Raw genomic sequence first — 20,497 nt, 5'->3', positions numbered from 1 at the left:
CATTGGGAATACCCCCTGCATAAGTATCCGCAGGTCGGCTCACGAGGCCGCCTCAATTCGAAAAATGACAACAATGAGGCCACCATGCTCAAACACGCAGTCATTCCGTTCCTGGTAGGCGCAGGCTTGCTAGCCGGCGCACCGTTCGCCCACGCCGCGTCCAACCTGGTGTTCTGCTCCGAAGGCAGCCCGGCCGGATTCGACCCGGGGCAATACACCACCGGAACCGACTTCGACGCCTCCGCCGAGACCATGTTCAACCGCCTGACCCAGTTCGAGCGTGGCGGTACCAAGGTCATTCCGGGCCTGGCCACCCAGTGGGAGGTCTCCGATGACGGCAAGGCCTACACTTTCCACCTGCGCGAAGGTGTGAAGTTCCATACCACCGAGTACTTCAAGCCGACCCGTGAGTTCAACGCCGACGACGTGCTGTTCACCTTCAACCGCATGCTCGACAAGGACCACCCCTTCCGCAAGGCCTACCCCACCGAGTTCCCGTACTTCACCGACATGGGCATGGACAAGAACATCGCCAAGCTCGAGAAGGTCGATGACCATACCGTGAAGTTCACCCTCAACGACGTCGACGCCGCGTTCATCCAGAACCTGGCCATGAGCTTCGCTTCGATCCAGTCCGCCGAGTACGCCGACCAGTTGCTCAAGCAGGGCAAGGCCGCCGACATCAACCAAAAGCCTATCGGCACCGGCCCGTTCGTGTTCAGCAAGTACCAGAAGGACGCGCAGATCCGCTACAAGGGCAACAAGGACTATTGGAAACCCGAGGACGTGAAGATCGACAACCTGATCTTCGCCATCAGCACCGACGCCTCGGTGCGCATGCAAAAGCTCAAGAAGAACGAATGCCAGGTCACGCTGTTCCCGCGCCCGGCCGACATCAAGCCGCTGCAGGAAGACAAGAAGCTGCAGATGCCTGAGCAGGCCGGCTTCAACCTCGGCTACATCGCCTACAACGTGATGGACAAGGTCAAGGGCAGCAATGACGCCAACCCGCTGGCCCAGCTCAAGGTCCGCGAGGCCCTGGACATGGCCGTCAACAAGCAGCAGATCATCGAGTCGGTGTACCAGGGCGCCGGCCAGTTGGCGGTCAACGCCATGCCGCCGACCCAGTGGTCCTACGACACCACCATCAAGGACGCCAAGTACGATCCGGAGAAGGCGAAACAGCTGCTCAAGGAAGCCGGCATCAAGGAAGGCACCGAGATCACCTTGTGGGCCATGCCGGTGCAGCGCCCCTATAACCCCAACGCCAAGCTGATGGCCGAAATGCTCCAGTCCGACTGGGCCAAGGTCGGCATCAAGGCCAAGATCGTCAGCTACGAATGGGGCGAGTACATCAAGCGTTCCAAGGGCGGCGAACAAGGCGCCATGCTGATCGGCTGGAGCGGCGACAACGGTGACCCGGACAACTGGCTCGGCACCCTGTACAGCTGCGACGCCATGAGCGGCAACAACTTCTCCAAATGGTGCTTTAAGCCCTACGACGATCTGATCAAGCAGGCCAAGGCGACCTCCGACCAGGCCAAGCGCACCGAGCTGTACAAGCAGGCGCAGCATATCCTCAAGGAGCAGGTGCCGATCACCCCGATCGCCCACTCCACCGTGTATCAGCCAATGAGCACGTCCGTGAAGGACTTCAGGATCAGCCCCTTCGGCCTGAACTCCTTCTATGGGGTCAGCGTGGACAAGTAACGGTCGTGATCGTCCCGCCGGGTTTCCGGCGGGACGATGACACGATCGGGCGATACGTAAGGCATTTCCCTCACGCTCGCCGGAACGCTCCCGCACCCAAATCAGTAGCGAACCCTGGTTCCCGCATCCTGGCGTCCCTATCGTCAGGACCGGGATGCAGCAGCTGCGTTTTGCCTGCCGCTGCCTGAAAAGACGGACAAAGGATCTGCCATGCGCCTGACCACATTGTGTTCCACCCTGCTTGCCCTCGGTTTGCTGAGCCAGGCTCCCGCGAGCCTCGCCAACAACCTGGTGTTCTGCTCCGAAGGCAGCCCGGCGGGCTTCGACACCGCCCAATACACCGCGGCCACCGACAACGACGCCGCCGAACCGATCTACAACCGCCTGGTGGAGTTCGAGCGCGGCGGCACCGCCGTGCAGCCGGGCCTGGCCACCGACTGGCAGGTGTCCGAGGACGGCCTGAAGTACACCTTCCACCTGCGCCCCGGGGTGAAGTTCCACGGCAACAAGGATTTCAAGCCCAGCCGCGACTTCAACGCCGACGACGTGCTGTTCACCTTCAACCGCATGCTCGACAAGGACCACCCCTTCCGCAAGGCCTACCCCACCGAGTTCCCGTACTTCATCAGCATGGGGCTGGACAAGAACATCGCCAAGGTCGAGAAGACCGACCCGCTCACCGTGGTCTTCACCCTCAACAAGGTCGACGCCGCGTTCCTGCAGAACATCGCCATGGCCTTCGCCTCGATCCTCTCCGCCGAGTACGCCGACCACCTGCTGGCCAGCGGCAAGGCCAGCGATATCAACCAGAAGCCGATCGGCACCGGCCCGTTCGTGTTCCAGCGCTACCAGAAGGATTCGCAGATCCGCTTCAAGGGCAACAAGGACTACTGGGCACCTGACCGGGTGAAGATCGACAATCTGGTGTTCTCCATCAACGTCGACCCCTCGGTGCGCATCCAGAAGCTGCGCCGCAACGAATGCCAGATCACCCTGCACCCACGCCCGGCCGACCTGCCCGCGCTCAAGGCGGACGACAAGCTGCAGGTGATGACGCAATCCGGTTTCAACCTTGGCTACATCGCCTACAACACCCAGCACCCGCCGTTCGACCGGCTGGAGGTGCGCCAGGCCATGGACATGGCGGTGAACAAGCAGGCGATCATCCAGGCGGTCTACCAGGATGCCGGCCAGACCGCGGTCAACGCCATGCCGCCGACCCAATGGTCCTACGACAAATCGATCAAGGACGCCCCCTTCGACCCGGAAAAAGCCAAGCAGCTGCTCAAGCAGGCCGGGGTCAAGGAGGGCACCGAGATCACCCTGTGGGCCATGCCGGTACAGCGCCCCTACAACCCCAACGCCAAGCTCATGGCCGAAATGCTCCAGGCCGACTGGAGCAAGCTCGGCTTCAAGGTGCGCATCGTCAGCTACGAATGGGGTGAATACCTCAAGCGCATGAAGAACGGCGAGCACGACATCGCCCTGATCGGCTGGACCGGCGACAACGGTGATCCGGACAACTGGCTCGGCACCCTGTTCAGCTGCGACGCCATCGGCAGCAACAACTACTCCTTGTGGTGCGATTCGCAGTACGACGCACTGGTGAAAAAAGCCAAGCAGGTCACCGACCGCGAGCAGCGCACCAGCCTCTACGAACAAGCCCAGCAACGTCTCAAGCAACAGGTGCCGATCACCCCGGTCGCGCACTCCACGGTCAACCAGCCGCTGAGCATCAGCGTGAAAGACTTCAAGGTCAGCCCCTTCGGACGCAACGTTTTCTCCGGCGTCAGCATCGATTGACCCTGCAACGCCCGACCGGGAGTGCGACCCACTCCCGCGACGGCGTGCAGCCCGGATTTGCCTGGCAACCCCCAGGCAGACACTGCAGTACCGCGTCACCGTGGCAAGCCCGGCTCACAAGGTCGGGTGATAACTAGAAAAATATCAGGGAGCTTTCATGTTGATTCGTACCACAACCACCGCACTGGCCTTGTCCGTCGGCGCCTTCTGCGCCTTCGCCCAGGCCGAACCCGTAAGTCAGGACTTCGTGCCGTTTGCGCTCAAGTCCAGCAGCGAACAGGCCGAGGCCAAAGGCTTCATCGATGGCCAGAGCCTGTCCGGCAGCACCCGCAACTGGTATGCCCGCGAACGCGCCACCCGCGCACCGCTGTGGAAATACACCAAGAGCGACGGCACCCGCCACGACACCCACAGCCGCGACAACTGGGTGCAGGGCACCATCCTCAACTACAGCTCGGGCTTCACCGAAGGCACCGTCGGCTTTGCCGTCGAGGCCGCAGCCTACAATGCCATCGCCCTCGAGCAGGGCCGCGCCGCCGTGGCCGGCCCGAACAACCGGACGCTGACCCACAGCGACGGCGACCCGATCGGCCAGTGGAGCAAAATGGGCCTGGGCAACGTCAAGGCGCGCATCTCCAACACCACGCTGACCGTCGGTCGCCAGTCGGTCGACACGCCGATGATCGCCTACATCGGTAACCGTGCCTTGCCATCGAGCTTCCAGGGCGCGTTTCTGCACAGCGCCGAGTTCGAGAACCTGTCGTTCGACGTGGGTACCTTCGACCGCGTCTCGCCTCGTACCGAGCAGAGCCTGAGCAAGTTCCGCAGCGAATACGGCGCCGCCGGGGTCGAGACCGACCGCGCCAGCACCGTCGGCATCAACTACCAGCCGCTCAAGAGCCTGACCACCAGCCTGTACGCGACCAAGGTCGACGACTTCTGGAACCAGTACTACTTCGGCGCCAACCACGTGCTGGGCGACAGCGCGGTGCTGAGCCTGACCACCGGTCTGAACTACTACAAGACCGTGGACGAAGGCAGCAAGAAGATGGGCGAGATCGACAACGACACCTACAGCCTGTCGTTCGGCCTGACCCACCAGGCCCACACCCTCACCGCCTCCTGGCAGCAGGTCAACGGCAACGAGTACTTCGACTACCTGCACGAGACCAACGGCATCTACCTGGCCAACTCCCTGCTGTCGGACTTCAACGGCCCGAACGAGAAGTCGCTGCAGATCAGCTATGTGCTGAACATGGCGCCTTACGGCGTACCAGGCCTGAAGTTCAACGTCTACAACGCCCGCGGCTGGGATATCGACGGTACCCACTACAAGGGCACCGCCTATGACGTCCGCGGTCAGGACGGCGAGAACCACTACGAGTGGGGCATCGGCACCAGCTACGCGGTGCAGAGCGGCATGCTGAAGGACACCACCATCCGCGCCACCTATACCGCCCACCGTGCCAGCAAGGCGCAGAGCGACGGCAGCCTCGACGAGTTCCGCGTCGTCACCACCATTCCGTTCAACATCCTCTGACCGTTGGCGCCACGGCCCGCCTCCCCACGGGCCGTGGCGGCTACGCTGGAACTAGCACTGCAGGGAGGTTCCATGAAAAAGCTACCGCTACGTGCTGCCCTGGCAGCCGTCATCCTGGGCGCCGCATCGAATCTGGCGGCCAAGCCGCTGGTGGTATGCACCGAAGCCAGCCCGGAAGGCTTCGACATCGTCCAGTACACCACCGCCGTCACCGCCGACGCCACGGCCGAGGCCATCTTCAACCGCCTGGTCGACTTCAAGCCCGGCACCACCGAGATCCAGCCGGCCCTGGCCACCAGCTGGGACGTCAGCCCCGACGGCCTGGTCTACACCTTCCACCTGCGTGAAGGCGTCAAGTTTCACACCACCGACTACTTCAAGCCCACCCGCGACTTCAACGCCGATGACGTGCTGTGGAGCCTGAACCGTCAGCTGAAGAAAGACCATCCGTGGCACGACAAGACCAGCGTCGGCTACCCCTACTTCGAGAGCATGGCCTTCAAGGACCTGCTCAAGTCGGTCGAGAAGACCGACGACCACACCGTGGTGATCACCCTGACCCGCCCGGAAGCGCCTTTCCTGCGCGACCTGGCCATGGCCTTCACCTCGATCTACTCCGCCGAGTACGGCGACCAGCTGCTCAAGGCCGGCAAGACCGGCGACCTCAACAGCAAGCCGGTCGGCACCGGCCCGTTCGTGTTCCAGCGCTACAACAAGGACGCCAACGTCCGCTACAAGGCCAACCCGGACTACTTCCGTGGCAAGCCACCCGCCGACGCGCTGATCTTCGCCATCGCCACCGACAGCAACGTGCGCCTGCAGAAACTGCGCGCCAACGAATGCCAGATCGCCCTGTATCCCAAGCCTGACGACGTGCCGGGGATCAAGACCGACCCGAAACTCAAGGTCGCCGAGATCGAGGCGCTGGTTACCGGCTACATCTCGATGAACACCCAGCACAAGTATCTGAGCGATGTGCGCGTGCGCAAGGCGATCGACATGGCCTTCGACCGCCAGACCCACGTCGACCAGCTGTTCGGCAAGGGCAACGCCCTGGTTGGGGTCAACCCGTACCCACCGACCATGATCGGCTACAACACCGACAACAAGAACCCGCCCCACGACCTCGACAAGGCCCGCGCCCTGCTCAAGGAAGCCGGCGTGCCGGAGGGCACGGTGATCACCCTGTTCACCCGCAACGGCGGTGGCCCGACCAACCCCAACCCGCGCCTGTCCGCCGAAATGCTGCAGTCGGACCTGGCCAAGATCGGCATCAAGCTCGACATCCGCGTGATGGAATGGGCCGAAATGCTGCGTCGCGCCAAGAAGGGCGAGGCCGACCTGGTGTCGGCAGGCTGGGCCGGCGACAACGGCGACCCGGACAACTTCCTCACGCCGATGCTCAGCTGTGACGCGGTGAAAAGCGGCGAGAACTATGCGCGCTGGTGCAACCAGAAATTCCAGGAGCTGATTACCCGCGCCCGCGAAGTGATCGACAACGACGAACGCGCCAGGCTCTATAACGAGGCTTTGGCGGTGTACGATGAGGACCAGCCGTGGATCAGCATGGCCCACCCGAAAATGTTCACCGCCATGCGCGAGAACGTCGAAGGCTATGTGATCAACCCACTGACCAACAACAACTTCGCCACCACCAAGGTGAAGTAGAACAACAACAGCCGCCGGACCTTGTGCAAGAGGCCCCGGCGGCATGCCGTTTCCGGCTGATGAGGTACCCCTGACAATGTTGAGTTTTATTGCCCGACGCCTGGGTCTGCTGATTCCGACTTTCTTCGGTATCACCCTGCTGACCTTCGCGCTCATACGCCTGATCCCCGGCGACCCCGTCGAAGTGATGATGGGCGAACGCCGGGTCGACCCCGAAATGCACGCCCAGGCCATGGAGCGCCTGGGCCTGAACAAGCCGCTGCCGGCCCAGTACCTGGACTATGTCGGCAAGCTCGCCCAGGGCGACCTGGGCGAATCCCTGCGCACCCGTGAAAGCGTATGGAACGAATTCCTCACCCTGTTCCCGGCAACCCTGGAGCTGGCCATGGCCGCCCTGCTGTTCGCCGGGGTCATCGGCCTGCTGGCCGGGGTGATCGCCGCGCTCAAGCGCGGCTCGCTGTTCGACCACGGGGTAATGGGCATCTCCTTGGCCGGCTACTCGATGCCGATCTTCTGGTGGGGCCTGATCCTGATCATGTTCTTCTCGGTGAGCCTGGGCTGGACACCGGTCTCCGGGCGTATCGACCTGCTCTACGACATCGAGCCGAAAACCGGTTTCATGCTCATCGACACCCTGCTCAGCGACGAGGAAGGCGCGTTCAAGGATGCAGTGATGCACCTGATCCTGCCGGCCATCGTGCTGGGCACCATCCCGCTGGCGGTGATCGCCCGCATGACCCGTTCGTCAATGCTCGAAGTACTGCGCGAGGACTACATCCGTACCGCCCGCGCCAAGGGCCTGTCGCCGTCGCGCGTGGTGTTCATCCACGGCCTGCGCAACGCGCTGATCCCGGTACTCACCGTGTTCGGCCTGCAGGTCGGCACGCTGCTGGCCGGCGCCGTGCTCACCGAAACCATCTTCTCCTGGCCGGGCATCGGCAAATGGCTGATCGAAGCCATCGGTGCCCGTGACTACCCCGTGGTCCAGAACGGCATCCTGTTGATCGCCTGCCTGGTGATCCTGGTCAACTTCGTCGTGGACATCCTCTACGGCCTGGCCAACCCACGCATCCGTCATCAGCGCTGAGGACTACGCCATGACCAGCCCGATTCCAAAATCCGTCACCCCGCCCAGCGTGGTCGACCAAAGCTTGCTCTACCCCTCGCCGTACAAAGAATTCTGGCAGGCCTTCTCGCGCAACAAGGGCGCGGTGGCCGGCCTGGCGTTCATGTGCGTGGTGGTGTTCTGCGCCCTGTTCGCCCCCTGGGTGGCGCCGCACAACCCCAGCGAGCAATACCGCGACTTCCTGCTCACGCCGCCGGTATGGCTCGAAGGCGGTACCTGGCAATTCATCCTCGGTACCGACGAACTGGGCCGCGACCTGCTCTCGCGGCTGATCCAGGGCGCCCGACTGTCGCTGCTGATCGGCCTGTCGTCGGTGGTGATGTCGCTGATCCCGGGCATCCTGCTGGGCCTGCTGGCCGGTTTCTTCCCGCAGATCCTCGGCCCCTCGATCATGCGCCTGATGGACGTGATGCTGGCCCTGCCCTCGCTGCTGCTGGCCGTGGCCATCGTCGCCATCCTCGGCCCAGGCCTGATCAACACCGTGATCGCCATCGCCATCGTCTCGCTGCCGTCCTACGTACGCCTGACCCGCGCCGCAGTGATGGGCGAGCTGAACCGCGACTACGTCACCGCCGCGCGCCTGGCCGGTGCCGGCCTGCCACGGCTGATGTTCGTCACCGTGCTGCCCAACTGCATGGCGCCGCTGATCGTCCAGGCCACCCTGAGCTTCTCTTCGGCGATCCTCGACGCCGCGGCCCTGGGCTTCCTCGGCCTCGGCGTGCAGCCGCCAACCCCCGAGTGGGGCACCATGCTGGCCTCGGCCCGCGACTACATCGAACGCGCCTGGTGGGTGGTGAGCCTGCCCGGCCTGACCATTTTGCTCAGTGTGCTGGCAATCAACCTGATGGGCGACGGCCTGCGCGACGCGCTGGACCCGAAACTCAAGAACGCCGCCTGAGGAGATCGCCATGTCACTGTTGCAGATCAACAACCTGAACGTGCGCTTCGGCGACGCCAATGCCGTGCCCGTGGTGGACGGCCTCGAGCTCAGCGTGGATGCCGGCGAGATCCTCGCCATCGTCGGCGAGTCCGGCTCCGGCAAGTCCGTCACCATGATGGCCCTGATGGGCCTGATCGACGCTCCCGGGCGTATTACCGCCGACACCTTGACGTTCGACGGCATCGACATGCTCAAGCTCAGCGGCCGCCAGCGCCGCAAGGTGGTGGGCAAGGACATCGCCATGGTCTTCCAGGACCCGATGACCGCGCTCAACCCCAGCTATACCGTGGGCTACCAGATCGAGGAAGTGCTGCGCCAGCACCTCGGCCTCAAGGGCAAGGCAGCACGCCAGCGCGCCCTGGAGCTGCTGAAGAAGGTCGAGATCCCGGCCGCCGAAAGCCGCCTGGACGCCTACCCGCACCAGCTGTCCGGCGGCATGAGCCAGCGCGTGGCCATCGCCATGGCCATTGCCGGCGAGCCGAAACTGCTGATCGCCGACGAACCGACCACCGCGCTGGACGTGACCATCCAGGCGCAGATCATGGAGCTGCTGGTCAACCTGCAGAAAGAGCGCAACATGGCGCTCATCCTGATCACCCACGACCTGGCCGTGGTCGCCGAAACCGCCAAGCGCGTGTGCGTGATGTACGCAGGGCAAGCGGTCGAAGTCGGCCAAGTGCCGGAGCTGTTCGACATCCCCGCCCACCCGTACAGCGAAGCGCTGCTGGCGGCCATCCCCGAGCACAGCATCGGCGCCGAACGCCTGGCCACCCTGCCCGGCATCGTCCCCGGCCGCTATGACCGCCCGCAAGGCTGCCTGCTGTCGCCGCGCTGCCCCTATGTGCAGGAAAACTGCCGCCGGCAGCGCCCGGCCCTCGATCCCCAGGCCCATAGCCTGGTGCGTTGCTTCTATCCGCTGAACCAGGAGGTGGCGTGATGGCCGTCGTACTTTCCGCTCGTGAGCTGACCCGCCACTACGAAGTCTCCCGCGGCCTGTTCAAAGGCCATGCCCTGGTCCGCGCACTCAACGGCGTGTCGTTCGAACTGGAGGCCGGCAAGACCCTGGCCGTGGTCGGTGAATCCGGCTGCGGTAAGTCGACCCTGGCCAGAGCCCTGACCCTGATCGAGGAGCCCTCCTCCGGCTCGCTGCAGATCGCCGGCCACGAGGTCAAGGGCGCCAGCAAGGACCAGCGCAAGCAACTGCGCCGCGACGTGCAGATGGTGTTCCAGAGCCCCTACGCCTCGCTCAACCCGCGACAGAAGATCGGCGACCAGCTGGCCGAGCCACTGCTGATCAACACCTCGCTGAGCAAGACCGAGCGCCGCGAAAAAGTGCAGAAGATGATGGAGCAGGTGGGCCTGCGCCCCGAGCACTACCAGCGTTATCCGCACATGTTCTCCGGTGGCCAGCGCCAGCGCATCGCCCTGGCCCGGGCAATGATGCTGCAACCCAAGGTGCTGGTGGCAGATGAGCCGACCTCGGCACTGGACGTGTCGATCCAGGCCCAGGTGCTGAACCTGTTCATGGACTTGCAGAAGGAGTTCAACACCGCCTACGTGTTCATCTCCCACAACCTGGCGGTAGTGCGCCATGTGGCGGACCAGGTGTTGGTGATGTACCTCGGTCGGCCGGCGGAAATGGGGCCCAAGGAGGATATCTACGACAAGCCGCTGCACCCGTACACGCAGGCACTGCTGTCGGCGACTCCAGCGATCCATCCGGACCCGCTCAAGCCGAAGATCCGCATTGCCGGTGAGCTGCCCAACCCGCTGAATCCGCCGGATGGTTGCGCGTTCCACAAGCGTTGCCCACATGCCACCGAGCGCTGCGCCAAAGAAGTACCGGCGTTGCGGCAGGTGAGTACCCGGCAGGTGGCTTGCCACTATGCCGAGCAGTTCCTGTAGGTCCGGGTAGCCTTCATCGCGGGGCAAGCCCGCTCCCACGAAAGCCAGGTCGGCCTCGTGGGAGCGGGCTTGCCCCGCGATTGCTTCAATGCATGAAGAACCAGATCAGGATGATCACCGGAATTGGCACCCCAATCATCCACAGCAGTATCGAGCGCATGGCTGTTCTCCTCGTTCAGTGTTGAACAAAGGCAGTGCAGCCCCCATGCCAGCTGTATCAAAAAATTACATGCATACGAATCAAGCCCTTAGCCGCTAACCTCTCGGGAAAACCGTGCAAAATGCCGGATCCGTGGCCTTGCGCCTGGGTTTTCTGCAATGCACTATCGAGCTCATGACCGCCACTCCCCTCCTCCCCGACGGCCCTGGGCAGACCCCGCTCACCGCCGACACCGTCATGCGCTACCACCTGTGCTGGAAGCATCGCGACCTGGACGGGGTGATGGCCCTGTACCACCCAGACATCCAGTACCACGACTTCTTCCAGAACCGCGTGCTCGGCTTCGACGAGCTGCGTGACTACGTGCATGCCTGCCTGCCCCATGAAGCCGGCGAAGACATCGTCCACAGCGACCGTATCCGCGTCGACGGCTGCACGGCATTCATCCAGTATCAGGTCACGGTGCAGGGTGGCGCTGGACTGGCGGCGTTCCAGTCCAGCGAGGCGATCACGGTCAGGGACGGGCTGATCTGGCGGGTCAACGAATACGCCACGCTAGTGCGCGGCGATGCCAAGGGCAGCCCCGCCAGCATTGCGCGCCCGGCCACCAGCCGACTTGGCCTGTCGCCACGTCAGTTGGCGACCATGGCCCAGGACCTGGAGCATTACTTCCAGGCCCAACGCCCCTACCTTGACCCAGAACTGGACCTGCAGCAGGTCGCCGACGAAAGCGGCTACAGCCGTAACCAGATCTCCTACCTGCTCAACCAGGTGCTTGGCCAGAGCTTCTACCGCTACGTCAACCAGGCGCGCCTGCAGCACCTGATGAGCCGTTTGGACAACAGCTACATCGCGGCGCCGGTCGATGAGCTGGCATTCAACGCCGGTTTCAACTCGCTGTCGGCCTTCTACAAGTGCTTCCGCGAACACACCGGTCTGTCGCCCAAGGCCTACCTCAAGCAAATTTCCCTGCGTGCGCGCACGTAAGACAGCCTTCCCCGTGCTTCATTAGGATCGCCCACAGACACTCAGTGGATGTGGAGCCCGACCCGATGCAACCCCTGCGCACGATCAGCCTGTGGATGGACCAGCTCGACGAGCCGCTGTGCGCACGCCCGGCCCTGCGCCAGGACCTGGACCTCGACGTATGCATCATCGGCGCCGGGTACACCGGGCTGTGGACGGCCTACTACCTCAAGCGCCAAGCACCACAGCTGAACATCGCGGTGATCGAGGCCAACATCGCCGGCTTCGGCGCTTCCGGGCGCAATGGCGGCTGGCTGATGGGCAACCTGCTGGGCGAGGACCGCCTGCTCGGCACGCTCTCGCCGCAACAACGGCGTGAAAGCATCGACCTGCTGCACGGCATTCCCGACGAGGTCCACGACGTGCTCCTGCGCGAGGGCATCGCCTGCGACTACCGCAAGGGCGGAGTGCTCTACTGCGCCGCCCGCTACCCGGAACAGGAGCGCAGCCTGCGCGCCTGGCTGGACGACCTCTACCGCCAGGGCATGAATGAAGACGACTACCGCTGGTTGCGCCCCGAACAGCTGGATGCCCAGTTGAAGGTAAGCAACCCCTACGGCGCACTCTACTGCCCGCATGTCGCCACGATACAGCCGGCCAGGCTGGTCCGAGGCCTGGCACGGACGGTCGAGGCCATGGGCGTGCCGATCTACGAGAACACCCCGGCCATCGACTGGCAGACCGGCGAAGTGCGCACCCCGCTGGCACGCATTCGCAGCCACTGGGTGGTGCCGGCCGTCGAAGGCTACGCCGCCAGCCTGCCACCGCTCGGGCGACACCAGTTACCGGTGCAGAGCCTGCTGGTGGCCACCGAGCCACTGCCGGAGTCGACCTGGGAACAGATCGGCCTGAGCCAGGGCCAGGCCTTCAGCGAAAACAGTCGCCAGGTCACCTATGGCCAACGCAGCGCCGACAACCGCCTGGTGTTCGGTGCCCGGGGCGGCTATCGCTTCGGTGGTCGGTTGCGCGAGGACTTCACCCTGACCGCCGACGAGGTCGAGCTGCGCCGCTACCTGTTCGGCGAACTGTTCCCACAGCTCAAGCACGTGCGTATCACCCACTCCTGGGGCGGCAATCTCGGCATGGCCCGGCGTTTCCGCCCGCACATGCTCTGCGACCGCCAGCGCGGCATCGCCCTGTCCGGCGGTTATGGCGGCGAAGGTGTCGGTGCCACCAATCTGGGCGGGCGCACCCTGGCCGCGCTGATCCTCGGCCAGCACAACGAACTGACCGCCCAGCCCTGGGTCCACGACAACCGCCCGCTGTCGAGCCTGGCCAGCTGGCCGCCCGAACCGTGCCGCTGGCTGGGCTACAACGCGATCATCCAGAGTTTCGTCCACGAGGACCGGACCCTCGCCAACCCGGCCAGCGCCCCCTGGCGGCGGCGTCTGGCCAGTGGGTTGGCCGACTTCATGGAAGGCTTCATGCACTGACTTCCCCTCACCACCACACAGGATCCACCGGTCATGAGCATCACCCAGTTCAAGCACACCGACAGCGCCATCCTGGACAGCAGCACCCCGGTCGCCGTGCCCCTCGGCGAGCCGGTCGCGGTCACCTCGGTCACCTGCGTCGAGCGCAGCGACGGCGTCGAGACCGGCATCTGGGAATGCACCCCGGGGCGCTGGCGGCGGCAGATCGTGCAGCAGGAGTTCTGCCATTTCATCAAGGGCCGCTGCACCTTCACCCCCGACGGTGGCGAGCCCCTGGTCATAGAAGCCGGAGACGCACTGATGCTACCGGCCAACAGCCTCGGCACCTGGGATATCCAGGAGACCGTGCGCAAGACCTACGTCCTCATTTTCTGATCCGCTGATCGCCTGCCTTCGATAACAACAGACAAAGCAAGGTAACCCCGACATGCGCACCCTCCTTCTCGCTCCCCTGATGCTGGCCGCCAGCGTGGCCAGTGCCGCCGACTCGGTGAAGATCTATAACTGGTCGAGCTACATCGCCCCGGACACCCTGAAGCACTTCCAGCAAACCACCGGCATCGATCCCACCTACGACGTGTTCGACAGCAACGAGACCCTCGACGGCAAGCTGATGACCGGCAACTCCGGCTACGACGTGGTGTTCCCCTCCAACCACTTCATGGCCCGGCAGATCCAGGGCAAGGCCCTGAAGCAGCTGGACAAGTCGCAACTGCCCAACTGGAAGAACCTCAACCCGGTGCTGCTCAAGGCCCTGGAGGTCAACGACCCGGGCAACCAGTACGGCTTCCCGTACCTGTGGGGCAGCACCGGCATCGGCTACAACATCGACAAGGTCAAGGCGGTGCTCGGCGACAACGCGCCCATCGATTCGTGGGACCTGTTCTTCAAGCCCGAATACCTCGCCAAGCTCAAGAGCTGCGGCGTGGCGGTGCTGGACAACGGCCCCGAGCTGCTGCCGATCGCCCTGCACTACCTGGGCCTGCCCCACCACAGCCAGAACCCGGCGGACTACGACAAGGCCAAGGCGTTGCTGATGCAGGTGCGCCCGTATATCAGCTACTTCCATTCCTCGAAGTACACCGGCGACCTGGCCAATGGCGACGTGTGCCTGGTGGTGGGTTTCTCGGGCGACGTGCTGCAGGCGAAGAACCGTGCCGAGGAGGCCAAGAACGGGGTGAAGGTGGGCTACTCGATCCCGAAGGAAGGCGCGCCGATGTGGTTCGACATGGTGGCCATGCCGGCCGACGCACCTGACGAGAAGGCCGGGTATGCGTACATGAACTACCTGTTGCAGCCGGAAGTGATGGCCAACATCAGCAACTTTGTGCAGTACGCCAATGGCAACCAGCAGGCGGATGCGCTGGTGGACCCGGCGCTGAAGGGCAACACGATGATCTACCCGAGTGACGACGTGATGGGCAAGTTGTATGCCCTGGAAGCGATGCCGGCGAAGATCGACCGCATCAGGACGCGAATCTGGACCAGCATAAAAGCCGGCAACTGACATTCGTCAGTTACAAGCTTGAAGCTGCAAGCGACAAGAAAAAAGCGGGCCTTTCCGGGCCCGCCTCTTCTTGAAGCTCGCAGCTTGCAGCTGCTCTTAGTGGTGCTCGCGAGTCGCGCGGAATTTCACATCCGGCCAGCGCTCTTCCATCAGCGCCAGGTTGACCCGAGTCGGGGCCAGGTAGGTCAGGTGGCCACCGCCGTCGATGGCCAGGTTCTCCACCGCCTTGTTCTGGAATTCCTCGAGCTTCTTCTTGTCGTCGCAGCTGATCCAGCGCGCCGACCAGACGGTGATCGGCTCATAGGCGCACTCGACCTTGTACTCTTCCTTCAGGCGGCTGGCGACCACGTCGAACTGCAGCACACCGACCGCGCCGAGGATGATGTCGTTGCTGCGCTCGGGGAAGAACACCTGGGTCGCGCCCTCTTCGGCCAGCTGCTGCAGGCCCTGGCGCAGCTGCTTGGATTTCAGCGGGTCCTTCAGGCGCACGCGGCGGAACAGCTCCGGAGCGAAGTGCGGGATGCCGGTGAAGCCCAGTGCCTCGCCTTCGGTGAAGGTATCGCCGATCTGGATGGTGCCGTGGTTGTGCAGGCCGATGATGTCGCCGGCATAGGCCTCTTCCAGCTGCTCGCGCTCGGAGGAGAAGAAGGTCAGGGCATCACCGATGCGCACGTCCTTGCCAGTGCGCACATGACGCATCTTCATGCCTTTCTCGTACTTGCCCGAGCAGATACGCATGAAGGCGATACGGTCACGGTGTTTCGGGTCCATGTTCGCCTGGATCTTGAACACGAAGCCGGTGAATTTCTCTTCCACCGGTTCCACGGTGCGCTCGTGGGCGACACGGGCCAGCGGGCGCGGCGCCCAGTCGACAACCGCGTCGAGCACATGGTCGACACCGAAGTTGCCCAATGCGGTACCGAAGAACACCGGGGTCAGCTGGCCGTTGATGAACGCGTCCTGGTCGAACTCGTGGCAGGCACCCTGCACCAGCTCGAGTTGTTCGAGGAAGCGGTCGTACTCGTCACCCAGGTGGGCGCGGGCTTCATCGGAGTCGAGCTTCTCGATGATCTTCGCTTCGGTGCGCTCGTGGCCATGCCCCGGGGTGTAGACGATGATGTAGTCGCCGGCCAGGTGATACACGCCCTTGAAGTCGCGGTAGCAACCGATCGGCCAGGTGATCGGCGCGGCCTTGATCTTCAGCACCGCCTCGATTTCGTCGAGCAGTTCGATCGGGTCGCGGATGTCACGGTCGAGTTTGTTGATGAAGCTGACGATCGGCGTGTCGCGCAGGCGGCACACATCCATCAGGGCAATGGTGCGCGGCTCGACGCCTTTACCGCCGTCGAGCACCATCAGCGCCGAGTCCACCGCGGTCAGGGTGCGGTAGGTGTCTTCCGAGAAGTCTTCGTGGCCGGGGGTGTCGAGCAGGTTGATCATGTGCTCGCGGTAGGGGAACTGCATCACCGAGGTGGTGATGGAGATGCCGCGCTGTTTCTCCATTTCCATCCAGTCGGAGGTGGCGTGGCGGTCGGACTTGCGCGACTTCACGGTACCGGCGACGGCAATGGCCTTGCCCATCAGCAGGAGCTTCTCGGTGATGGTGGTCTTACCGGCGTCGGGGTGGGAAATGATTGCGAAAGTGCGGCGCTTCGCGACTTCGGCGGCCTGGTTGGTCATGGGAAATCGCCTGACTGGGGATTCAAAAAGGGGCGATATCATACCTGAAGTCGGGGCGCGGGCCAAAACCGAAGATACGAAAGGCGGCCCGAACATGGCATTCGAGGGATCACGACGGCCACGCATACATGGCCTAGCCCAGGGCCATCCAACGTCGCGACGGCAAACGCCCCGATAGCAGGTACTTCAACGCCTCCACGTAATATCCGCGCTTGATTTTCGCGTGAAATTTCCTACATGCCAGTGATTAGCACTGGCCAAATGCCGCCCCAGATGGGAACCTTTCCCTCCACGGAGACGTCCACTCCCCTGCAAGCCGCCTCGCTTCAGGGCTGGTTTCACCTGCTTCACGAGCCCGACGGGGTTCGGCTCATGGCCTGATGCCGCGCATCGGCTGCTACTCGCGAGCACACCACCCGCCGCCAGGAATGGCCGGCCGCACGGGGGTGTGATCGCCGACTATAAAAAAGGAGTCCGCCTGTGGCTGCACGCTACGGAAAAGGGCTGTTGGGATGGGCCGCCGTGCTCGTCATCCTGGCCCTGCTGATCCACTGGATCGGCATCGACACGATCGCCCGCTACCGCGACGATCTTGGGTTCTACCTGCAAGCGCATCTGGTCCTGGTGCTGGCTTCGATGGCGGCGGCGCTGGCCGTGGGCATCCCCGCCGGCATTGCCTTGAGTCGACCGCACCGGGTCGACAAGGCCGAGCGCTTCATGCAGCTGTTCAACGTTGGCAACACCATTCCTCCCCTGGCCGTCCTGGCCATTGCCCTGAGTATCCTGGGCATCGGCGCAGGTCCTGCGATCTTCGCACTGTTCCTCGCCTCCCTCCTGCCCATCGTGCGCAACACCTACGAGGGCCTGAAAAACGTCCCCGCCTCGCTCAAGGAAGCCGCCACCGGCATCGGCATGACCGCGCGCCAGCAGTTGTGGCAGGTAGAGCTGCCCAACGCCGTGCCGATCATCGTCGGCGGCGTGCGCGTGGCCCTGGCCTTGAACGTGGGCACCGCGCCCCTGGCGTTCCTGATCGGCGCCAACAGCCTGGGCAGCCTGATCTTCCCCGGCATCGCCCTGAACAACCAGCCGCAGCTGCTGCTCGGCGCCGCTTGCACGGCGCTGCTGGCCCTGGCGCTCGATGCGTTGGTGAGTTTCTCCAGCAAGCGCTGGCTGGAACGTGGCCTGGCCCAATAACAAGAGGCAAAGCATGAAGAAAACCATCGCCTTGTTCCTGGGCGCGGCCCTGCTTTGCGCAGGCGTTGCCCAGGCAGCGGAAAAACCCCAGATTCGCATCGGCGCCCGGGTGTTCACCGAACAGACCGTGCTCGCCGAAATCACCGCCCAATACCTGCGCGCCAACGGCTTCGATGTGCGGGTGACCACCGGCCTGGGCAGCAATATCGCCCGCCAGGCCCAGGAAACCGGCCAGCTCGACCTGATGTGGGAATACACCGGCGTATCGCTGGTCTCGTACAACCATATCGACGAGCGCATGCCCGACGCCGCAGCCACCTATGCGCGGGTGAAAGAACTCGACGCGAAGAAGGGCCTGGTCTGGCTGGCGCCGTCGAAGTTCAGCAACACCTACGCCCTGGGCCTGCCAAAGGCAGTCGCCGAGGCCTACCCGCAGATCAACTCGATCAGCGACCTCAACCAGGTGCTGCGCGACGAGCACGACCGCAACCACCTGGTGGCGCTGGACACCGAGTTCGCCAACCGCCCGGATGGCCTGGTCGGCCTGCGCGAGCTGTACGAGCTGCCGCTGGACCGGCGCAACATCCGCCAGATGGACGGCGGCCTGGTCTACACCGCCATGCGCAACAACCAAGTGTTCGCCGGCCTGGTCTACACCACCGACGGGCGCTTGAGCGCGTTCGACCTCAAGCTGCTGGAAGACGACAAGCACTACTTCCCCGACTACACCGCCGCCCCGGTACTGCGCCAGGCCGTGCTCGACGCCCACCCTCGCCTGGCCACCCTGCTCAAGCCGCTGGCCGAGCAACTGGACGACGAGACCATGCGCCAGCTCAACGCCAAGGTCGATGTCGAGCACCAGAGCCCGACGGTGGTGGCCGCGGCGTTCCTGCGTGAGCACCCACTCAGCGAGGTACAGCCATGAACCTGGTCGACACCTTCGCCCACCTCGACTGGGCACAGGTCCTGCAACTGACCTGGCAGCACATCATGCTGGTCGGCATCGCGGTAAGCCTGGCGATCCTCGTCGGCGTGCCGCTGGGCATCCTGATGACCCGCTTCCCGGTGTTCGCCGGCCCCCTGCAGGCCAGCGCCACGGTGCTGCTGACCATCCCCTCCATCGCCCTGTTCGGCCTGCTGCTGCCGTTCTACTCGAAATTCGGCCAGGGCCTGGGACCGCTGCCGGCGATCACCGCGGTGTTCCTTTATTCACTGCTGCCGATCCTGCGCAACACCTACCTGGCCCTGACCAACGTCGAGCCCGGTATTCGTGAAGCCGCCCGCGGCATCGGCATGACCTTCGGCCAGCGCCTGCGCATGGTCGAGCTGCCCATCGCCGTGCCGGTGATCCTCGCCGGTGTGCGCACCGCCGTGGTGATGAACATCGGCGTGATGACCATCGCCGCGACCATCGGCGCCGGCGGCCTCGGCGTGCTCATCCTCACCTCCATCAGCCGCAGCGACATGTCGATGCTGCTGGTCGGCGCGGTGCTGGTCAGCCTGCTGGCGATCATCGCCGACCTGCTCCTGCAAGCCCTGCAACGTGCCCTGACTCCAGAAGGACTGCGCTCATGATCGAACTGAAGAACCTCAGCAAGACCTTCAACGTCAACGGCAAGGACGTCAAAGCCGTCGACGCGGTTAGCCTCACCGTCAACGAAGGCGAAATCTGCGTGTTCCTCGGCCCCTCCGGCTGCGGCAAGAGCACCACGCTGAAGATGATCAACCGCCTGATTACCCCGACCTCCGGGCAAGTGTTCATCAATGGCGAGGACACCACCGGCCTGGACGAGGTGACCCTGCGCCGGCATATCGGCTACGTGATCCAGCAGATCGGCCTGTTCCCCAACATGACCATCGAGGAAAACATCACCGTGGTGCCGCGTCTGCTCGGCTGGGACAAGCAGAAATGCCACGAGCGTGCCCGCGAGCTGATGCACATGATCAAGCTCGAGCCCAAGCAGTACCTGCAGCGCTACCCGCGCGAACTGTCCGGTGGCCAGCAGCAACGCATCGGCGTGATCCGCGCCCTGGCCGCCGAGGCGCCGGTGCTGCTGATGGACGAACCGTTCGGCGCGGTCGACCCGATCAACCGCGAGATGATCCAGAACGAGTTCTTCGAGATGCAGCGGGCCCTGAACAAGACGGTGATCATGGTCAGCCATGACATCGACGAGGCCATCAAGCTGGGCGACAAGATCGCCATCTTCCGCGCTGGCAAGTTGCTGCAGCTGGATCACCCGGACACCTTGCTGGCCCATCCGGTGGACGATTTCGTCAGCAACTTCGTCGGCCAGGACAGCACCCTCAAGCGCCTGCTGCTGGTGCGCGCCGAGGATGCGGCGGACAACGCGCCGTCGCTGAGCCCGGAAACACCGGTGGGCGATGCGCTGGAGCTGTTGGACGAGCATGACCGCCGTTATGTGGTGGTGACCGATGCGCAGAATCGCGCGCTGGGCTATGTACGCCGGCGCGACATGCACCGCCAGCAGGGCACGTGCGGGGATTTCCTGCGTCCGTTCAATGCCACGGCGGCGCACGATGAGCACCTGCGCATCCTGCTGTCGCGCATGTACGAGTTCAACCGGGCGTGGTTGCCGGTGCTGGATGCCGAGCAGGTGTTCCTGGGCGAGGTGACGCAGGAGTCGATTGCGGCGTACCTGAGTTCCGGGCGCTCGCGCGGGGCGAAGACCAGCATCGTATCGCCGGCCGAGGCAGTGACCTCCTGACAGAAAGCCGGGGGCGCTTTGCGCCCCTTTTCGCCGGCAAGCCGGCTCCCACAGTAGTAGCTGCGGCCAATACCTT

Annotated in this window: 17 protein-coding genes; 16 read left to right on the top strand and 1 reads right to left on the bottom strand. The window is 64.0% G+C overall.

The window, feature by feature from the left end; all coding sequences use genetic code 11:
* Positions 1–84: 84 nt before the first annotated feature.
* The 12 genes from KSS90_RS05125 (at position 85) to KSS90_RS05070 (ending at position 14,818) form a co-directional block, all read left to right on the top strand.
* Complete coding sequence (locus KSS90_RS05125) at positions 85–1,710, top strand: ABC transporter substrate-binding protein (RefSeq protein ID WP_217868461.1); 1,626 nt, start codon at positions 85–87, stop codon at positions 1,708–1,710.
* Between the two features lie 210 nt (positions 1,711–1,920).
* Positions 1,921–3,513 (top strand): ABC transporter substrate-binding protein, encoded by a 1,593-nt coding sequence (locus tag KSS90_RS05120; RefSeq protein ID WP_217868460.1) that lies wholly within the window; start codon positions 1,921–1,923, stop codon positions 3,511–3,513.
* Between the two features lie 157 nt (positions 3,514–3,670).
* A complete protein-coding gene (locus tag KSS90_RS05115) occupies positions 3,671–5,053 on the top strand; it encodes an OprD family porin (protein ID WP_437180056.1) in 1,383 nt (460 codons plus the stop codon).
* A gap of 72 nt (positions 5,054–5,125) precedes the next feature.
* On the top strand, positions 5,126–6,721 hold the full coding sequence (locus KSS90_RS05110; protein ID WP_217868459.1) for an ABC transporter substrate-binding protein: 1,596 nt from the start codon (positions 5,126–5,128) through the stop codon (positions 6,719–6,721).
* A 76-nt stretch (positions 6,722–6,797) separates the two neighbouring features.
* A complete protein-coding gene (locus KSS90_RS05105) occupies positions 6,798–7,808 on the top strand; it encodes an ABC transporter permease subunit (protein ID WP_028689623.1) in 1,011 nt (336 codons plus the stop codon).
* 10 nt (positions 7,809–7,818) lie between these two features.
* The gene (locus KSS90_RS05100; protein ID WP_217868458.1) at positions 7,819–8,745 is read left to right on the top strand and encodes an ABC transporter permease subunit; all 927 of its coding nucleotides are present in this window, start codon (positions 7,819–7,821) and stop codon (positions 8,743–8,745) included.
* 10 nt (positions 8,746–8,755) lie between these two features.
* A complete protein-coding gene (locus KSS90_RS05095) occupies positions 8,756–9,724 on the top strand; it encodes an ABC transporter ATP-binding protein (protein WP_062572886.1) in 969 nt (322 codons plus the stop codon).
* Positions 9,724–10,692: a peptide ABC transporter ATP-binding protein gene (locus KSS90_RS05090; RefSeq protein ID WP_217868457.1), complete on the top strand. Its 969-nt coding sequence runs from the start codon at positions 9,724–9,726 to the stop codon at positions 10,690–10,692. The genes KSS90_RS05095 and KSS90_RS05090 overlap by 1 nt, the downstream gene beginning before the upstream one ends.
* Before the next feature lie 334 nt (positions 10,693–11,026).
* Positions 11,027–11,839, top strand: a complete 813-nt coding sequence (locus KSS90_RS05085; RefSeq protein WP_217868456.1) for a helix-turn-helix domain-containing protein — start codon at positions 11,027–11,029, stop codon at positions 11,837–11,839.
* A 65-nt stretch (positions 11,840–11,904) separates the two neighbouring features.
* Positions 11,905–13,311: an NAD(P)/FAD-dependent oxidoreductase gene (locus tag KSS90_RS05080; RefSeq protein ID WP_217868455.1), complete on the top strand. Its 1,407-nt coding sequence runs from the start codon at positions 11,905–11,907 to the stop codon at positions 13,309–13,311.
* Between the two features lie 33 nt (positions 13,312–13,344).
* Positions 13,345–13,686 carry a cupin domain-containing protein gene (locus KSS90_RS05075; RefSeq protein ID WP_217868454.1) on the top strand — a complete coding sequence of 114 codons (342 nt, stop codon included), beginning with the start codon at positions 13,345–13,347 and terminating at the stop codon, positions 13,684–13,686.
* Between the two features lie 52 nt (positions 13,687–13,738).
* A complete protein-coding gene (locus KSS90_RS05070; RefSeq protein ID WP_217868453.1) occupies positions 13,739–14,818 on the top strand; it encodes a polyamine ABC transporter substrate-binding protein in 1,080 nt (359 codons plus the stop codon).
* A gap of 96 nt (positions 14,819–14,914) precedes the next feature.
* Here KSS90_RS05070 and KSS90_RS05065 read toward each other — a convergent pair whose 3' ends face one another.
* Positions 14,915–16,498 (bottom strand): peptide chain release factor 3, encoded by a 1,584-nt coding sequence (locus KSS90_RS05065; protein WP_023629783.1) that lies wholly within the window; start codon positions 16,496–16,498, stop codon positions 14,915–14,917.
* A gap of 480 nt (positions 16,499–16,978) precedes the next feature.
* On the opposite strand from KSS90_RS05065, the gene KSS90_RS05060 reads away from it, so the two are divergent.
* The 4 genes from KSS90_RS05060 to KSS90_RS05045 are packed head-to-tail and all read left to right on the top strand — an operon-like array spanning position 16,979 to position 20,421.
* Complete coding sequence (locus KSS90_RS05060; protein WP_217868452.1) at positions 16,979–17,692, top strand: ABC transporter permease; 714 nt, start codon at positions 16,979–16,981, stop codon at positions 17,690–17,692.
* A 13-nt stretch (positions 17,693–17,705) separates the two neighbouring features.
* Complete coding sequence (locus KSS90_RS05055; protein WP_217868451.1) at positions 17,706–18,617, top strand: glycine betaine ABC transporter substrate-binding protein; 912 nt, start codon at positions 17,706–17,708, stop codon at positions 18,615–18,617.
* Positions 18,614–19,267, top strand: coding sequence for an ABC transporter permease (locus KSS90_RS05050; RefSeq protein ID WP_217868450.1), 654 nt, complete (start codon positions 18,614–18,616; stop codon positions 19,265–19,267). The genes KSS90_RS05055 and KSS90_RS05050 overlap by 4 nt, the downstream gene beginning before the upstream one ends.
* The gene (locus KSS90_RS05045; protein WP_217868449.1) at positions 19,264–20,421 is read left to right on the top strand and encodes an osmoprotectant ABC transporter ATP-binding protein OsmV; all 1,158 of its coding nucleotides are present in this window, start codon (positions 19,264–19,266) and stop codon (positions 20,419–20,421) included. Before KSS90_RS05050 ends, KSS90_RS05045 begins: the two co-directional genes overlap by 4 nt.
* Positions 20,422–20,497 lie beyond the last annotated feature (76 nt).

Source organism: Pseudomonas maumuensis (assembly GCF_019139675.1).
Lineage (GTDB): Bacteria > Pseudomonadota > Gammaproteobacteria > Pseudomonadales > Pseudomonadaceae > Aquipseudomonas > Aquipseudomonas maumuensis.
Note: the sequence above shows the minus strand (reverse complement) of the source record. Positions and strands in the feature narration are given on the sequence as shown.

What these genes read in the sequence shown, in the direction of transcription:
- KSS90_RS05125 (WP_217868461.1), top strand. Translation starts at nt 85, where the DNA reads ATGCTCAAACACGCAGTCATTCCGTTCCTGGTAGGCGCAGGCTTGCTA.
- KSS90_RS05120 (WP_217868460.1), top strand. Translation starts at nt 1,921, where the DNA reads ATGCGCCTGACCACATTGTGTTCCACCCTGCTTGCCCTCGGTTTGCTG.
- KSS90_RS05115 (WP_437180056.1), top strand. Translation starts at nt 3,671, where the DNA reads ATGTTGATTCGTACCACAACCACCGCACTGGCCTTGTCCGTCGGCGCC.
- KSS90_RS05110 (WP_217868459.1), top strand. Translation starts at nt 5,126, where the DNA reads ATGAAAAAGCTACCGCTACGTGCTGCCCTGGCAGCCGTCATCCTGGGC.
- KSS90_RS05105 (WP_028689623.1), top strand. Translation starts at nt 6,798, where the DNA reads ATGTTGAGTTTTATTGCCCGACGCCTGGGTCTGCTGATTCCGACTTTC.
- KSS90_RS05100 (WP_217868458.1), top strand. Translation starts at nt 7,819, where the DNA reads ATGACCAGCCCGATTCCAAAATCCGTCACCCCGCCCAGCGTGGTCGAC.
- KSS90_RS05095 (WP_062572886.1), top strand. Translation starts at nt 8,756, where the DNA reads ATGTCACTGTTGCAGATCAACAACCTGAACGTGCGCTTCGGCGACGCC.
- KSS90_RS05090 (WP_217868457.1), top strand. Translation starts at nt 9,724, where the DNA reads ATGGCCGTCGTACTTTCCGCTCGTGAGCTGACCCGCCACTACGAAGTC.
- KSS90_RS05085 (WP_217868456.1), top strand. Translation starts at nt 11,027, where the DNA reads ATGACCGCCACTCCCCTCCTCCCCGACGGCCCTGGGCAGACCCCGCTC.
- KSS90_RS05080 (WP_217868455.1), top strand. Translation starts at nt 11,905, where the DNA reads ATGCAACCCCTGCGCACGATCAGCCTGTGGATGGACCAGCTCGACGAG.
- KSS90_RS05075 (WP_217868454.1), top strand. Translation starts at nt 13,345, where the DNA reads ATGAGCATCACCCAGTTCAAGCACACCGACAGCGCCATCCTGGACAGC.
- KSS90_RS05070 (WP_217868453.1), top strand. Translation starts at nt 13,739, where the DNA reads ATGCGCACCCTCCTTCTCGCTCCCCTGATGCTGGCCGCCAGCGTGGCC.
- KSS90_RS05065 (WP_023629783.1), bottom strand. Translation starts at nt 16,498, where the DNA reads ATGACCAACCAGGCCGCCGAAGTCGCGAAGCGCCGCACTTTCGCAATC.
- KSS90_RS05055 (WP_217868451.1), top strand. Translation starts at nt 17,706, where the DNA reads ATGAAGAAAACCATCGCCTTGTTCCTGGGCGCGGCCCTGCTTTGCGCA.
- KSS90_RS05050 (WP_217868450.1), top strand. Translation starts at nt 18,614, where the DNA reads ATGAACCTGGTCGACACCTTCGCCCACCTCGACTGGGCACAGGTCCTG.
- KSS90_RS05045 (WP_217868449.1), top strand. Translation starts at nt 19,264, where the DNA reads ATGATCGAACTGAAGAACCTCAGCAAGACCTTCAACGTCAACGGCAAG.